Below are 16,860 nucleotides of genomic sequence, written 5' to 3' on the forward strand. Positions count from 1 at the left end.
AACTGTTTGTGGTTTGTTGTTTGTTGTTACTGTTCCCGGTTACCAGGTACCCGGGAACCGGTAACTGGTACCTTGTGCCTTATCTCGGATTCTGCTCTATCCCCGCCAGCTTTGCCGCATCCGGTATCTGAAACACCCGCATCAGACTATTGGCATCCAGTATCAGTGTAGTGCCTTCGGCAGTCGGATGCTCAACAGGCGTTTTATAACGCAGCAGGTCGAACCACCGCATACCTTCCTGTACAAACTCGGCACGCTTTAAATCCATAACCGCCAGCAACGTGCCCTGCTGTACGTCGTTCGTACGGTAAAACGATTTGATCCTGCTGCTGGTAATGCCATGGGTCGACGGGTTATAACTCACTATACGGGTGCTTGCATATGCATTCAGGTCGGCAATGGCATCGTTGATATTATTCAGCAGCACATTGGCTTCGGCACGGTTAAATAATACTTCTTCGGTAGTGAACAGCGGAACCATCACATATGGCCAGCCGATTTCGGCATTTATAGATTCCCGAACAAAGTATTCATTGATCTTTGGTAAAAAGTAATTGTTGGTTCCCAATGTATACAACTGGTTCCTGAATGCCAGGGTGCCACCGGTTACATTTGCTTTTAGTATAACTTCATTCGCCTTGCCGGCATCGAGCCCATACCGCACGCCGTAATAATTTCTGGCCCATACCGACTGCGTTTCGGCCAACAACAAATTGGCAGGTTCGGTTGCTTTTGCATAACGCGCCCACAATTCGTTGTAGGTTAATATGCGGTATTCGGTATTCCATGGGCGAAGCACAGATGTAACATTATTGTTGGGGAATATCTTCGATGCATGCTCAACTACTTTGGCATATTCTTTTTTAAACAGGTAAAAACGCGAAGCAAATGCATGAGCGGCCGCTTTGGTGAAATGATACCGTGGCACAGTGTAATGCTTGTCATCGATGAGGGTAAGCCCTTCGGTAAGGTCTTTCTCAATCATTTCATATACATACTTCACTGTTTTACGTTCATAATGCTGAAACACTACTTTCTCGGGCGTTGTTACATACGGAATACCGGCATCATTGCCGGCTGTAGCGGCGTCGTACATTTTTGAGAAAAATGTCACCAGCATAAAATGTGCGTATGCGCGACAAACCAATGCTTCGCCTTTTTGCGCATTATAATTTTCCGGGTCACTGGCCTTTGCACACACTTCAAGGGCCTGGTTGGCAGCGGCTATGGCTGTATAACAGGCATTCCAGTAAAATTCAGGCGAGTCTTCCTGGTTATCGGTCACATCCTTAAAAAAGAAAGGATCGATATTTGTTTTTTCCATTCCCCCGATGCCCTTATCGGCCACGTTATCTGAAATCGATTCGCAAAAGGCCATATAGTTGGCCTGCGGATAGGCAGTTCCCAATAACTGCGATACTTTTTCGGGTGAGTTCAGCACAGCCCGGTTATCGGGCGCCTGCTCCAGAAATTTTTTACAGCCTGCGAGTGAAACAAGCAGTAGTAAAAAATATGTATGTGATGTTATTCGTTGCATGTTTTTATCAATTTGTTACCTGTTACCGGTTGCCAGTTACCGGTAACCAGAAACCGGTAACTGGTAACTGTTTTTAAATTCCCACTTTCACCGACAGCGTAATCTGCTTCTGAATAGGTTGCGCCACACCGCCCGAGTTAAAGAACTCAGGGTCCTGCCCGTTCAGTTTTTCATCGGCATATATCAGCCACGGATTGATGGCTGAAGCTGTAAGAAATATATTGTTCACGCCTGCTTTTTTGTACCAGGCGGCCGGCATCTGATAAGTAAGCGAAACCGTTTTCAATCTTATAAAATCACCTTTGGCTACCCGCTGGGTTGAATAATTATAATTATTATAGGGATATGTACCTGCGAGTTGTGCTTGGGCAAATGCATCGAGTATCGAAGGCACATTGGTATACTTTTCATCACCGGGCATCACCCACCTGTCGGCAAATTCTTTAGGCATAGCTGTCAGGTCTGTGTAAGTATTGTTGAATGCCGGATACAGGCGAATTTTATTGCCTGCCTGGCAGGTCAGGAATATGTTCAATGAAAATTCTTTATAATGAAAAGTATTTGAAAAACCACCCGAGATGGTAGGATCTACCGGTCCTTCGTATACGAGATGACTTATATTATCATCCTGCAGGTAAACGTCGGAACTTGTTTTACCTTCCTGATTTATGAAAGTGGGTTTACCGGTTTTATGGTCGAGCCCTTTATAATCGAGCGAAAACAAACTGCGTACGGGATATCCTTCGCGGTTTCCTCCTTCGGCTACAACAAGGTCAAATATGATGGGATTATTTTTGGCATTGGTGATTTTGTTGGTATTGTAACCAAACGTGCAGTTCATGCGCCAGCCCCAGTTCTTTTGTTTTATTATTTCGCCGCCCACCAGCACTTCAATACCTTTCGATTTCATATCGGCATAGTTGGCCGCTTTGGGCGTTTCACCGCCAATACCCGATGTTTTGATTTTGCTGATCAAATCAAAGCTTCTTCGCTGGTACACATCAACGCTCATCGTAAGGCGGCGTTTGAAAAAGCCTGCATCGATGCCAAGGTTGGTGGTATATAATTTCTCCCAGGTAAGATCGGCATTTTCGAGGTTGGCCAGTTGTATCACCGATTCAACTTCGGTTAAATAGGGGCGGCGGGTATTGATATTCTTCAGTACAATGCTCGAATTGGTTGCAGGGCCCATACTCGCCGTTAAACCATAGCTGGCACGTAAAGTAAGGTAATCGGTAAAGGGCAGGTTCTGCATAAATTTCTCCTGTTCCATATTCCACGAACCGGCCACGCTCCAGGTTGGCAGCCAGCGGGCCTTTTTCGATTGTCCCAGCCTGTTGCTTCCATCGTACCGAACGGTACCGGTAAAATTGTATTTCTGATCGTAGGTATAGTTGCCCGAGGCATACAGCGCCACAAAACGGTCGTAATCGCGGCTCATACCATAATAGGGAAAATTATTTTCAATGGTTTGCTTTAAAACACGGTAATCAACAAAAGGGGTTCCACCATTATCGTACTGATAACCATAACCTGTGTTTGAAAAACGTTGGCGGTCGGCATATTTAATCTGCTGGCCGGCCAGTAAATTAATCGTATGCTTTGCGCCGATCAGTTTTGAATAGTTTAAACTGTTGCGAAAATCATAGTTCTGCAACATATCTTCCGTACGATTATAAAAGCCGCCATAAGGCAGCACAACAACAGGCTGCGCTTCAGGATCATCGGGATCGCGATACAGGAATTTATTATTCCGGCGAATGGTTGAAGTGTTCGCTGCGCGATATGCTTCGGCCATATTGGCGTGCTCGGTGATCATGTGCTCGCGCGATGACTTCACATATCTGAAAGCACCTACAAATTCATACTTCAGGTCTTTCATGATCTTATACGAAACATCGGCCTGCACCCTTACATCGACCAGGCTCAGATCGATATAGTTATTTTTAAGTTCGCTGATGATATTAAACGGAGCAAAGTTTCTTCTGAAATATTCCAGTCCGCCATTTTCATCATAAGCGGTGAGCGTGCGGCTGGTGTTCAATGCATAGCTAAAGGGATTGATATCGAAATCGCGATCGTACTTACCTTCAACCGGGTTGCTGTTACGGGCCAGGGCACCGGGCGCTCTTTGCTGCCGTACAGATCCTACGGTAGAAAATCCGGCCGACAACCGGTCGTTGAATTTGTAGTTGTTTCGGTAATTGATGGTATAGCGGTTCACCTTGTCGGCGATGGTCCATCCGTTATCGCCAAAATAGCTGGTTGAAAAATAAGATTGTGATTTTTCGGTACCAGATGAAATGGCAATAGAATGCTCCTGCAAAAAATTATTTCTGAACAACACATCAAACCAGTCGGTATTCGCTTTTGCATAGCGTTTTAAAAATGCTTTGCGCGCTTCAGGGGTATTCTCCAGCGCAAAGCTGCTGCCATTCCAGGTATTGATCAGCTCGTACATTTTTCCGTAAACGCCATTATCGGCCCTGTCGAGTACATTCGGACTGAGCAGGCCTTTGCGTTCGAGCTCGGCCAGTATCGACATCTGCTCGGCCGAGTTCATGATGTTGAAATCGCTATATACAGGTTTGAGCTGTGTGCTGAAATTACCGGTGTAGTTAACAGTTAATCTGCCGGCCTTTCCCTTTTTGGTAGTGATCACTACCACGCCGTTCATGGCCCTTGCGCCATATAAAGCTGTTGCACTGGCATCTTTTAATATATCGAAGCTTTCGATGTCGTTGGCGTTTAAACCGGCTACAGCCGATCCCAGCAGTGTGGTGGGGTCGCCGCTCGACAGCTGATCGTTGCTGATATTCACGATATCTTCGAGCACTACGCCGTCGACTACCCAAAGCGGTTTATTATCACCGTTAATAGAAGTAGCGCCGCGCACCCTTATTTTAGGTGCGGTACCAAAAGTGCCCGATACATTCTGAATCGAAACGCCGGCAGCGCGTCCTTCAAGCATGCGGCTCACATCTACCACGCCCTGCATTTTTATTTCATCGGCCTTTAGCCTGGTGGCCGCGCCGGAAAATTTACTCTTATCGATGTTCTGAAAGCCTGTTACAATTACTTCTGATAATAACCTTTCTTCTTCGTTGAACAGCTCTACCGTTAAAAAAGCCTGTCCTTTATACATCACTACACGGGAGGCTTTGCCTACGTATGAAAACCGGATGCTGTCACCCGGTTGCGCATTTATTAAAAACTCCCCTTTGCCATTCGTAAACACACCTTTATGATCGCCTAAATTTTCAACAGAAACCTGTCCTAACGGAGCCCCTTCTTCTTTACCGGTTACCTTGCCTTTTAACTTTGCGGCCGGTACCGTATCCAGGGCTGCCCGCGGGCCGGGGCTAAGGATTCCCGCTTTGCTTTCTTTCTTTTTATCGACCGATTTTATGATGATAATGAAGTTCTCGGTGATCTTATATCCAAGCGGGCGGCCGCGTAACAGGTTCTTCATTACTTCATCCAAACCTGCTTCAAAAAAATTAACGCTTATTTTTTCCTTATCATTAAACAGGTCGTTGCTGTAAAACACCACAAAGCCTGTTTGCCGTCGTATTTCACTAAATACGTCGCTCAGCGCTGTACGTTTAGCCTGAAGCGTTATTTTAAATTCCTGGGCAGGGTCGGCCAATACGGTAAAGGGTAATGTAGAAAGAATAACCACTATGATGATGGGTATCCAAAACAATTTCATTACCCGGATATTGCTGGAACAACGTCCGGAGGATAAACTCATAATGCAATTAGTTTTTGTATAACAGTTATACATATTAGACAAGCAATTTTTCAAATAGGGTGACAACTATTAATTAATTTTTATTTTTTGTATTCGACATGCAGGATTTAAGAAAGATGCTTATAGTGTAACTCGTGCAGTTGTTTGCTGCAAATAATTTAAACGTTATGTATTAGTGATGTGTAAATCAACAGACGGCTATTCCAAAACGCTTGTAAAAATACGGTCGCACAAAAACGCATTCAACGAACAGATAACATATACGATTAAACGTAAATAAACATTAATGGATCAACATTAATATAACGCAAGCGTGCCACGGTTTTGAGCCGTGGCACGCTTAAAACTTTTGTTTATAAAGGTGATTTAATTTTTGCTGATGGTCACTTCCCCATCCTTCCATTCATACCGGATGTCGCCACTTGAAGCAAGTGCATTGAAGAAGTTATCAACGGGTTTATTGCGATCAAGCGCGCCTGAGAAGCGCAAACCCGCCAATGAAGGTTCTTTTAATTTTACAGGCACATCGAACCAGCGTTCGGCCACTACACCAATTTGCTGCAGCTTTTCATTTCTGAAGAAATACAATCCCTGCATCCAGCCCAGCACCATAATTTCATCGAACTTTTCTTTGTGCAGGGCGCTGGTGCCTTTTTCAACCACTACTGCTTCGCCCGGTAAAAGTGTGATCTGTTGTCCCCTTGCATTTTCTATAGCAACCGATCCTTTTACCAGCGCAATGCAGGTTAATTCGTTATTGTATGATTTTATATTAAACTCAGTACCCAGGGCCTTAACCGTTAAACCATTTACTTTTACAGTAAACGGCTGGTTGGCCTGATGAGCTACTTTAAAATACGCTTCCCCGGCTAACTCAACATTGCGGCCCGGGCCTGTAAACAATAAAGGAAATTTAAATTCAGTAACCGAGTTTAACGATACCTTCGTTCCATCGGCCAGTTGAAAATCATACGTTTTTCCGGCCGGCACGCTTACTGTATTGTATGCACCGGGATCGACATTTGTTGCGCGTGCCTGCTGCATCCAAACAGCGGTTGAATCTTTTGCCGATGCCTGAACAATATCACCGTTAGCCAGTTTTATTTGAACCGATTTGGAAGCCGCTACCTGCGACCGGTGCAAACCAACAATAAAATATGAGGCCACTATAATAATGCCTGTAACAACGGCTGCCATGCCATAGCGCAACCAACGGGTATTTGTTGTATGGGGATGAATAGCTACTGTATCTGTTACCGGTTCCAAAGCGGCATCCGGTATGTTTACTTTTTGTTGTAATGCCAGCCATGCTGCATCGGCATTAAACGATTGATCAAAACTCACTGTTTTACGCATAGCATATACCTGTTGCATCTGCTGCCATAGTTGTTCAACCTCCTGGTGACGAGCGATAAGCTCTTCAAGCCTGAATTCTTCCTCCTCACCGATGTGGCCCGTCAGTTTATCAATTATTAGTTGCTCAACATCATTCATATCGATATAATTGTTCATGGCAAGTTTGCTATATGATACATCAGGGGGTATAAAATATATTAAGACAATAAAATATATAAAACGGGTGACAAACCTGCAAAATAATAGTAGTCGCGTAAGCTTTCGCGTAGTTTACCAAATGCCCGGCGCAACTGTGTTTTAACGGTGTTAACGCTAACACCGGTAATAACAGCGGCCTCCTGGTATTTTTTTCCTTCAACGCAAACCAGCTCAAAAATACGTTTGCATTGCTCAGGCAACTGAGCAATAACACTTTGTACCATTTGAGCCATTTCCTGAATTTCCATGACGTTGGTATTTTCTATAATATCGATTCGCTCCTGGTAAGTTTGTTCCTTCCGGTTTAGCCGGCTTTTTTGTTTTAATAAATTTAAGGCAGCATGCTTCACCATGGTTGTTAAGTACGCCCCCAGTGATTGCTGCACAATTTCGAACTTCCGTTCCTGCCAGAACTTTACAAACACATCCTGCACCAGGTCTTCGGCTTCGCCTTCATCCTGTAATAACAGGTATGCCTGTATGCATAAAATTTTGTAATACTTCTGAAACAGTACTTTAAACCCTTGTGGGTCAGAGGTTCTTAGTAATTGTAGTAGGATATGGTCTTTTTCGGCACCCATTCGCATGATATTTATACCATTAATATATAAATTTTGAACACCAGTTTTTCAACCAGATACACTAACATGAAATATCTGCTTAAAAAAGCAGGTACGCAACAAATACGACATCGGGTGCGGAAATGAGTTGCTTCGAATTATGCATACCGTTTTATTAAATACAAGCGCCCCTACTACCTTAAACAAGTACTGATTCAGCCGCCAAAATAAACAAGGTTTTTAATTATTCAAACCTTTTTGGTTTACATGATCGGTTGTGCATACTATTTAAAATAGTAAATAATTATGGCAATGCAAAATCAAAAAGGGTATTAATGCCTCAGTTGGCATCGGGCATTTTTTTAGCTCCCACAGTTGCCGCATCAGCAATGGTTTGTTCAGGGTTTTCTATTTGTACGGGGGTTAATAACAGAGGAATTGGATTTCTAATGTACAGAAAAAGTTTTAAAACCACCAAAACGTTTGTGCTAAAAAGTTAGAACAGCTTTTATTTTCATTTTATACTCATTGAATTTCAAAGTTTTCTGCGAACCCGTATATTTCGCGCAAAGGCGCTAAGGGCGCAAAAAAACTGGTTAACTAATACTTTACATTTATACGCCTCAAAGCCCTGATGCCTTTTTGCCTTTCCATTCACTCTATCCATCCGGTGGAATAATTCAACCCTCCTCTTCTGTGAATTCAGACATCAGCCTTCTGACTTCTGTAATCTGACTTCCGATTTTAGGTTACAGCAATAATCGGGTTTTCCATCACCCCCACCCTTCATACATTTGCATTAGAAATGATACAATTATGCATGATTATTATAGAATTGCACAGGCATTGCAATACATAAAAGACCATATGCAGGACCAGCCGGGGCTCGACGAAATTGCCGCCAGTGTTCATCTCAGCCCATATCACTTTCAACGGATATTCAGTGACTGGGCCGGGGTAAGTCCTAAAAAATTCCTGCAATACATCAGCGTTGAACATGCCAAGGAAATTTTAAAACAGGAGCAAACTACGGTGTATGATGCCGCCTGGGAAACCGGTTTGTCGGGCACCGGCCGGCTGCACGACCTGTTTGTTACCATCGAAGGCATGACGCCGGGTGAATATAAAAGCGGTGGTAAAAACTTATCGATTCAATATAGTTTTCACGAAAGCCGCTTTGGCAACTACCTCGTAGCTTCAACATCTGCAGGAATTTGCAACCTGTTGTTTTTTGAACAATCTGCCGGCGCCGTGGTAAACGAATTAAAAGAATTGTGGCCCAATGCCCGGTTGATTGAAGGTGAAAATGAATATCATAACCGGGTGCAACAGTTTTTCGATCAAAGCGAAAGCCGCGCCGAAAAAATAAAACTACACCTGCGCGGCACTCCTTTTCAGTTAAAAGTGTGGGAAGCCTTGCTACGTATTCCCGAAGGGCATTTAACCAGTTACACAAAAATTGCGCAAACCATTCAACAGCCCACCGCACAACGGGCTGTAGGCACTGCCATCGGCGCTAATCCTGTGGGATTTATCATTCCCTGCCACCGTGTAATAAAAAGTGTGGGCAATATCGGCGATTACCGCTGGGGCACTCCGAGGAAGATGGCGATGATCGGGTGGGAAGGAGCAGCAGGCAATAAGCAATAGGCAATGGGCAATAGACAAGACTCAAGGTACAAGTTACAGGGTACAAGTTGCAGGAAGCAAAGTACCTGCCTTCACGTCGACAGCCATTGATTTAGCGAAGGCTGTAAGGCTTGCGCCTCCTCGCTCCGGCTCCGCGACCTCCCCGGCAAAAGAGTTTTTCTCTGCGCCTCCGCGACCCTCCCGGTAAAAAGAAGTTGTTCTCTGTGCCTCCGCGATCTGCGCAGCAAAAGAGCTTGTTCTTTGTTCCTCCCCAGTCTCTGCGGAAAAAAGAATGTGGCTTCGAAGAAGCCGCATAAATTAAATTTTATGGTACATTTTAGCGATACAACAATAGATTCTCTCAACAATCGTGGGTATGCGATAATACCACAGGTTTGGTCAAAGCAGGTTTGTAATGAAATGATCGGCCTGTACGATCAACCGGCGCATTTTCGAAAAACAATTCAAATGGAACGCTACCGGTTTGGCATAGGTGAATACAAATATTTTACCTATCCGCTGCCCGATCCGGTGCAGCAGCTTCGGCAGGAATTATATAATCACATTGCGCCCGTTGCCAATAGCTGGAGTAACGCGTTGCAGCTCGGCATGCAATATCCGCCAACACACGATGCCTTTATAAACTTTTGCAAAACTCATAAGCAAACACTGGCCACTCCCCTGTTATTAAAATATGGTACCGGCGGGTACAACACCCTTCACCAGGACCTGTATGGCGATATCTACTTTCCGTTTCAGGCGGTTGTATTTTTAAATGATCCGCAGCATGATTTCACAGGCGGAGAATTTGTACTCACCCAACAGGTGCCGCGGGCGCAATCAAAAGCCGTTGTACTGCAACCCGGCCAGGGCGATGTATTGATATTTACCACGAGGTTCCGTCCGCAAAAAGGTTCAAAAGGCTATTATCGTGTAAATGTAAAACACGGCGTCAGTGAATTGCACAGCGGGCAGCGGCATACCCTGGGGATTATATTTCATGATGCGAGATAGCTGTCTATGGTTTGATTGTTAAATTGTTTGATTGTTGGGTTGTAGTGTAATTCAGTACCTGACATTCTTTTAGAGGCCATAACCATTAAACCATCGAACCATCAAACCATAATTATTATGATATTACATACCAACATACCCAACAACTTCAGTGGCCGGAGGCAGCTGCATCGGCTGATTAAAGAAAAGCAAATTACGTTCGCCGGTAACCGGCGATTAAAAATCTATGGCACACTTGCATGTAAATCGGGAAAACGAATGAAAAAAGAAAACAGGGTATTCTTTACCAGCGAACAGGAGGCCATCGGGCATGGCTTCAGGCCCTGCGGCCATTGCCTTAGAAAGTTGTAAGTTTTAAGTTCTAAGTTATAAGTAATACAGCTTACTAAACTTCAACTTAGTACTATTTCTTATTACTTCCTGCTAACGACTTACAACTTATTACTTACAACTTATTACTTGCCACATCCACTGCCAGAAAATAAACAAACAATGGAACAGCGAACAACCCGGCTGCATTTAACTTCTCCCTTAATAAATTAATGGCGGTATTTCGTTCTTTCGAAACTGTTACAGGGGTAAGGTCTAATTGTTCGGCTACGGCCGGAACAGAAAGCCCGTTATAAAATATAAGCGTAAAAATGTTGCGGTGTGCTTCAGGCAACTGGTTAACCTCATCTCTTATTTTGGCAAGCGCCTCTTTACGCATACCTTCTTCATTAAACTTATTGGCAGTTTGCTGTTCGTTCAAATACCAGCTGGTATCGCCGGCCGGCAATTCGGGCTTCTCAGACTTTATAAAGGTAAAACAGGTGTTCCGAACCGTTATATACAGAAAGGCATTGATATCAGGAGCGTTGTCGAATTTCTCACGCATTCGTACCAGTTTAATCAACGCATCTGTTACAATATGGTGGGCAACACCTTTATCAAGCGTTAATTGTTCGGCAAATTCAACCAGCGTGGAATAATATAAGTGATACAATTTTGTGACAGATTCATAACTGCCACGTTGAAAACCTTCGATGAATTCAAGGTTAAGCGGTGATACGGTCATGGGTATTATTAAAAATTGAACGAATCGGTATCGGATAAAGCGTTTGTAAAAAAGAAAGTAGTACGCAATTATTACACCTTAGCAGATAAGGTTCAATGGTAGAAATGCTTCGAAAAAAGATGTATACGGCTAAAGTAAGTGTTTATTACCGTAAAAAGTATAAACCGGCGCCGTTCCGTAATTTTTTTGACTTAAGGTAAATATAGTAAATTTAGAAAAGGATAACAGGTTGCCGGATACCGGTTACCTGTTCCCGGTTTTTCCGGTACCCGGCAACTGGTAACTGGTATGGCATTAATGTTGAATATTCAATCACAAACAAATATTTTATGTTATACACCGGTTTGCTTAAAGCTCAGGAAGAAGGTCTCACCCATCTGTTGTATCACTGCTGCATGAAAGATGGCGTTTTTGATGAATCGGAGCTGAATAATATATCGGCCAAGCTGGTTTCGTTCGATCTGCAGAAAAAACTCAATTTCAAAGATGAAATGAGCAAATACAAGTCGTACAGGAACGATATTTCTGATGAAAACGCCTATCTGCAGTACCTGATTGGTCTTATTAAACCGGTAAACGTACTGGCCCTGTTCTCGTGGTGTGTTGAGCTGTGTATAACCGATGGCAACCTCAGTTCCGAAGAAGAAGATTTGCTGAACAAAATCGCCACCGAACTGAAGTTAGACACGGTTGAAAAAAACACCGTTCAAATAGTAATGGTACAGCGGAAAATGGTTGAAACGGAGAAGAAATTTTGAGGTCAGATGTCGGAAGTCGGAAGTCAGATGTCAGATGTCGGATGTCCGACGACTGATTTCTAAAGTAAGAAGTGATCAAATATGGGGTTCTTCAGACTTCAGACTTCAGACTTCAGACTTCAGACTTCAGATTTCAGATTTCGGTTTTCCGACCTCAGACTTCAGACTTCATTTTTTCGGCCTTCGGGCCAAAAAACTAAATGCCGGATACCCTCCGGTACCCGGCATTGCTACCACATCTCTATTCTTCCATGCGCTTATTTAATTCAATTAATTTGCGTCCATTTTATTCTACCCTTCTCTCTGTAGGTTCACCTCAGGAATCCATATTTATTTTTACATACAACAAAACTATGCCATCGTTTTTACCAGTGAATTTTACATATAACACATTGATATGTAGTTAAAATTCCTCAGGCAGCGGTACCACGGTTTGAAATCGTGGCATCGCTTTGCCAACTCACCATCCTATCCCATAATCCTCCCCATGATTACTCGACCCGCCCCAGATGCTGCCATGTTTCCGGTCGAAATAAATGGCGTTCACCGGTCCCGAAGTTCTGTCTTCAAAACTGAGCTTATACCCCATTTTTATCAGTTCCCGGCGTATCCAGTCGGGCGTATTGCTGTTCACCAAAATAGCTCCCGGTTTTGGTTTGCGGTCTTCACCGCCCAGCGATAAATACAACTGATAGGTATTAACATTCGGCGCTTCCACGGCTTCCTGAACCGTCATGCCAAATTCGGTAACATTCAAAAAGAACTGCAACAGGTTCTGGTCCTGCGTATCGCCACCCTGTACGGCAAACGACAAAAACGGCTTGCCGTCTTTCAAAGCCAGCGTAGGGGTAAGCGTTACCCGTGGCCGTTTGCCGGGTTCTACCACATTAAAAGGATTAAAAACCGAATCCAGCACAAAGCTTTGCATGCGCTGGCTCATGCCCACACCTGTTCGTCCGGCTATGCAGGCAGGCAGCCATCCGCCGCTGGGGGTAACAGAAACCACCCATCCGGCCGAGTCGGCCGCTTCGACCGATGTGGTACCCCGCCACAATTGTTCAAGGTATTTTTCATCGGGCGGGCTGTATGCGAGGGGCTGGTCGCTGCTCCATTTGCGTAAATATTGGGTAAAGGGATTTGTTTTCCCTTCAAAAGGATAGGGATCACCGGGAGTGGCCGGGGTAAGATTCTTTGCCGGATCGATCAGCCGCGCCCGCTCCTTTGCATATTCTTTCGATAACAAACCTTTTATGGGTTCCTGCGGCGCAAACGCGGGATCGCCGTAATAAAAATCGCGGTCGGCAAATGCCAGTTGCATGGCCTGGGTAACCGTATGAATATAGCGGGCCGAGTTATAGCCCATGCTTTTGAGGTCGAAATTTTCGAGTATGTTCAGCGTTTGCAGCATGGCCGGCCCCTGCGTCCATTGTTGCAGCTTGTATACTTCAATGCCTTTATAGTTTATGCTCAGCGGTTCTTCGATCTGTACCTTCCAGTGCGCCAGGTCGTCTTCGGTTATCAATCCGCCCTGTTCCTTACAACCGCGCACAAATTCTTTCGCAATATCACCTTTGTAAAAACGGTCATAAGCTGCATAGATCGCTTCTTTGCGGCTCTTTCCCTTTTTGAGCGCCTGCTGCTCTGCCTCCACCATTTTACGCAGGGTTTCGAGCAGATCGTTTTGTTTAAATATCTCCCCTGCTTCGGGCGCTTCCCACGGCTGCCCGGCATGTGGTAAAAGCACTGCTTTTGAATAGGGCCATTGTTTCAGCTGTGCTTTTCCTTTTTCAATGCTGTTGGCGGTTTGCGCTTCAATAGGGTATCCGGCAGCCATTTGCATGGCCGGCGTTAATACTTCTTTCAAACTCAGGGTGCCGTATTCGGCCAGCATGGTGCAAATGCCGCCCGGCGTACCGGGTGTTACGGCTGCAAGCGGACCATACTCGGGCGGATAATGCATGCCTTTGCTTTTAAAAAAGTCCGAGGTGGCGCCGGTAGGCGCTACACCCAATGCATTAATGCCGATCACTTTTCCTGTATGCGGATTATATATAAGGGCCTGTGTTTCGCCGCCCCAGCTCAGCACATCCCACATGGTGCAGGTGGCGGCAATCATGGCGCAAGCCGCATCCACCGCATTTCCTCCTTTCTGAAATATGGAGGCGCCGGCCGTAGCGGCCAGCGGTTTACCGGTGATGGCCATCCAGTTTTTGCCATGTAATGGCGGTTTTTGCGTTTGCTGCGACTGTGCCTGTAACAGGCAACCGAACGAAAGTGCCGTGATCAGGAATTTTCTCATGTGATGCGATTTGTTGGTTAAAGGTAACTGATAAGACAATTTATACTATAACCGGGCAATAGACACCGCAACAAACAAAGATGGCTTCGGGATGTCTTCGGGAAGCGCTCAGGAAGGCTTCGGGTATTTCCCGAACAAATCCCGAATACATCCCGGCTACATCCCGAACTCTTACCGGTTTCTTTATGAAACAATGTTATAAACGTGTAGAAGTAATTCCCCAATTGCATAGGCTTTTTATGAACCCGGCAAAGTGCTGCTATTGAGCTTCTGTTGCGTCGCACACTTCAGCGTTCGGTTCTATTCTGAACTAAATAATATCGAAATGCTGAATAGAACCACATTCATGTCCTGAGCAACTTGTTCATCGAAGCTTTAGCGTAAGGTGGAAGTCGAAGGATCCGTGTTCATCCGTGCAATCTCCCGATCCCGCAGTGGCGGGAGGACAGGCTGTGGCAAAGCACCCTGTGTTCGCCGAAGGCGTACACCTAAACCTGTGGTACAAATTTTCATTATCAATAAGCATGAGAACAATCAACATCACCCTAATAATAATAACCCTTTTTTCTGCCTGTTTAACCAGTGCAGATGAAGAACACGATGAAAAAGGCAGCCCGCGTTTGCCCAAAAACATTTCATCGCGTAATTACAGCATCACAAAAAACAATTCCTACTCCGATCTGTTTTTCGACAGCACTTCGCTCGAAGATTTCATTGCACGCCACCACATACCCGATTCAATCGGCAACCGCATGCGCAGTTTTTATAATACCCGCAATTTTCAGTATGCCTGGTTCAACAGCCTTGGCTTTACCGAAGAAGCGCTCGGCTTCTGGAACCTGTTCGATCATTACATCACTTACTCCGACGACTCCACGCTCACCAATAAAACGCTCGAAAAACAAATGAACCGGTTGCTGACAGATAGTTTTACAGTGAACGTCAAAGACAAAAATTTTCGTCAAACCGAATTGCGTCTTACACAAAGCTTAATTCAATATGCATTAAAGAATTTCGAAAAAGGATATGTAAAAAGAAAAGAGCTCGAACGTTTCATTCCTTTTAAAAAAGAAGATCCCATACAACTGGCCGATTCGTTACTCGGCAAAAAACATAAAGACAATAAGTATTTCGACGACATCAACGCTTCGTACAAATCGCTGAAGGATCAGCTGCAAAAATATTACGACATTCATCAAAAGGGAGGCTGGCCGCTGATACCCGACATAAAGAAGCCTCTGAAAAAAGGAAAATCCGCTTCGCAAATACCATTGATCAAAAAATATCTTGCAATAACCGGCGATATGCCTGGCAATGACACCTCAAAGGTTTTCAATGATACACTGGCTCAGGGAATTGCGCATATACAACAGCGGTTTGGGTTCAACCCAACGGGCATTATCAGCAAAGACCTTATCAAAGAAATGAATGTACCGGTACGCAGCCGCATTGAGCAAATATTAATTAATATGAACCGCATGCGCTGGATGCCTTCGCAGCCCAATGGCACTCTGATATTGGTAAACATTCCTGAGTTTGAGTTGCATGTGCTCGAAAACGGCTCTAAAGTGTTCGATATGGATGTAGTGGTAGGCAAAGAAGGACACAGCACCATGCAATTCACCGGCACCCTGAACCAGATCGTTTTTTGTCCGTACTGGAACATTCCACCGGGCATTGTTACCAAAGAAATATTGCCCGAAGTAGAAAAGAACTCCCATTACCTGCAGGAAAACGATATGGAAAATCAGGGCGATAAAGACGGCGACGGCATACCGGATATAAGACAGTTACCGGGCGATAAAAATTCATTGGGGAAGATAAAATTCCTTTTTCCAAACCGCTTCGATATTTACCTGCACGATACGCCGGCCAAAAGTTTATTCAGCAAAGAAAAACGGGCTTTCAGCCATGGATGCATTCGCCTGGCCGATGCCCAAAAAATGGCCGAATACCTGTTGCGCAACGATCCCAACTGGGATGTAACAAAGATCACTGAAGCCATGAACACCAATGAGCAAAAATTTGTAAAGCTCAAAGATCCGGCAGAAGTATTTATAACATATTATACAGCCTGGGTAGATGAAAACGGGGAGCTTAATTTCAGGGAAGATGTATACAATCATGATCGGCAAATAATAACGAAATTGTTTCGATAAAATAGTTGTCCGGTCCCGGTTACCGGTTACCCTGAAACCGGCAACTGGTAACCGGCAACATATTCTTATACGCAACTCATAAAGCGGTATATGAGCCTATTGCCGATTTAATTACTTACCGGGCCATGCCCACTCCTACGATGGTCATGAACCGGCTCGATCTGTTTATTTTTTTCAATCACCACGCTGGCAGCAATAGAATTTGACCGGAGAACCTTACTGCAGGAATACCGCGATTATATAGATATTGCCAGGATGACATAACTGATTCTCCAGATTGGCGCACCCGTAGGTTTTGTGGTAAACAACCGGCTGGTGAAAAAACCGGGGTGTACTGCCATGAATGCATATAGAATGCGGTGGTTTGAAGATGCGTTGCGAACATAGCAAACCCAATCGTTGCGAACCCTGAGCTAACACCACAAACCTATACTAACAGGCTGCCCAAACCGGACTTTTTTTAGTAGAAAAGATGACTCACTCAGAAAGGTGATCAGTCCGTTAAAACACTTGCGCAAAATCAAAAAATTTTTAACAGG

At 44.5% G+C, this 16,860-nt stretch carries 11 protein-coding genes; 5 read left to right on the forward strand and 6 right to left on the reverse strand.

What is annotated here, in order from left to right; translation table 11 throughout:
* Positions 1 to 79 precede the first annotated feature (79 nt).
* From AC59IL_RS30875 to AC59IL_RS30890, 4 genes are all read right to left on the reverse strand, one after another.
* Positions 80 to 1,537 (reverse strand): RagB/SusD family nutrient uptake outer membrane protein, encoded by a 1,458-nt coding sequence (locus AC59IL_RS30875; protein ID WP_496556107.1) that lies wholly within the window; start codon positions 1,535 to 1,537, stop codon positions 80 to 82.
* Between the two features lie 73 nt (positions 1,538 to 1,610).
* A complete protein-coding gene (locus AC59IL_RS30880; protein WP_496556108.1) occupies positions 1,611 to 5,291 on the reverse strand; it encodes a SusC/RagA family TonB-linked outer membrane protein in 3,681 nt (1,226 codons plus the stop codon).
* A 366-nt stretch (positions 5,292 to 5,657) separates the two neighbouring features.
* Positions 5,658 to 6,803: a FecR family protein gene (locus AC59IL_RS30885; RefSeq protein ID WP_496556109.1), complete on the reverse strand. Its 1,146-nt coding sequence runs from the start codon at positions 6,801 to 6,803 to the stop codon at positions 5,658 to 5,660.
* Between the two features lie 41 nt (positions 6,804 to 6,844).
* A complete protein-coding gene (locus tag AC59IL_RS30890) occupies positions 6,845 to 7,426 on the reverse strand; it encodes an RNA polymerase sigma factor (RefSeq protein ID WP_496556110.1) in 582 nt (193 codons plus the stop codon).
* A gap of 795 nt (positions 7,427 to 8,221) precedes the next feature.
* Here AC59IL_RS30890 and AC59IL_RS30895 point away from each other — a divergent pair.
* The 3 genes from AC59IL_RS30895 to AC59IL_RS30905 all read left to right on the forward strand — a co-directional run bounded on the left by AC59IL_RS30895 (position 8,222) and on the right by AC59IL_RS30905 (position 10,399).
* The gene (locus AC59IL_RS30895) at positions 8,222 to 9,055 is read left to right on the forward strand and encodes a bifunctional transcriptional activator/DNA repair enzyme AdaA (RefSeq protein WP_496556111.1); all 834 of its coding nucleotides are present in this window, start codon (positions 8,222 to 8,224) and stop codon (positions 9,053 to 9,055) included.
* Between the two features lie 306 nt (positions 9,056 to 9,361).
* Positions 9,362 to 10,048: a 2OG-Fe(II) oxygenase gene (locus AC59IL_RS30900; protein WP_496556112.1), complete on the forward strand. Its 687-nt coding sequence runs from the start codon at positions 9,362 to 9,364 to the stop codon at positions 10,046 to 10,048.
* A gap of 117 nt (positions 10,049 to 10,165) precedes the next feature.
* On the forward strand, positions 10,166 to 10,399 hold the full coding sequence (locus tag AC59IL_RS30905; RefSeq protein WP_496556113.1) for an Ada metal-binding domain-containing protein: 234 nt from the start codon (positions 10,166 to 10,168) through the stop codon (positions 10,397 to 10,399).
* Between the two features lie 94 nt (positions 10,400 to 10,493).
* On the opposite strand, the gene AC59IL_RS30910 is transcribed toward AC59IL_RS30905, so the two are convergent.
* Positions 10,494 to 11,105 carry an RNA polymerase sigma factor gene (locus AC59IL_RS30910; protein WP_496556114.1) on the reverse strand — a complete coding sequence of 204 codons (612 nt, stop codon included), beginning with the start codon at positions 11,103 to 11,105 and terminating at the stop codon, positions 10,494 to 10,496.
* Between the two features lie 329 nt (positions 11,106 to 11,434).
* Here AC59IL_RS30910 and AC59IL_RS30915 point away from each other — a divergent pair, with 329 nt between their 5' ends.
* Positions 11,435 to 11,863 carry a tellurite resistance TerB family protein gene (locus AC59IL_RS30915; RefSeq protein WP_496556115.1) on the forward strand — a complete coding sequence of 143 codons (429 nt, stop codon included), beginning with the start codon at positions 11,435 to 11,437 and terminating at the stop codon, positions 11,861 to 11,863.
* 460 nt (positions 11,864 to 12,323) lie between these two features.
* On the opposite strand, the gene AC59IL_RS30920 is transcribed toward AC59IL_RS30915, so the two are convergent.
* The gene (locus AC59IL_RS30920) at positions 12,324 to 14,162 is read right to left on the reverse strand and encodes a gamma-glutamyltransferase family protein (RefSeq protein WP_496556116.1); all 1,839 of its coding nucleotides are present in this window, start codon (positions 14,160 to 14,162) and stop codon (positions 12,324 to 12,326) included.
* A 524-nt stretch (positions 14,163 to 14,686) separates the two neighbouring features.
* Here AC59IL_RS30920 and AC59IL_RS30925 point away from each other — a divergent pair.
* Positions 14,687 to 16,321: a L,D-transpeptidase family protein gene (locus tag AC59IL_RS30925; RefSeq protein ID WP_496556117.1), complete on the forward strand. Its 1,635-nt coding sequence runs from the start codon at positions 14,687 to 14,689 to the stop codon at positions 16,319 to 16,321.
* Positions 16,322 to 16,860 lie beyond the last annotated feature (539 nt).

Source organism: Niastella sp. sgz303648 (genome assembly GCF_059587045.1).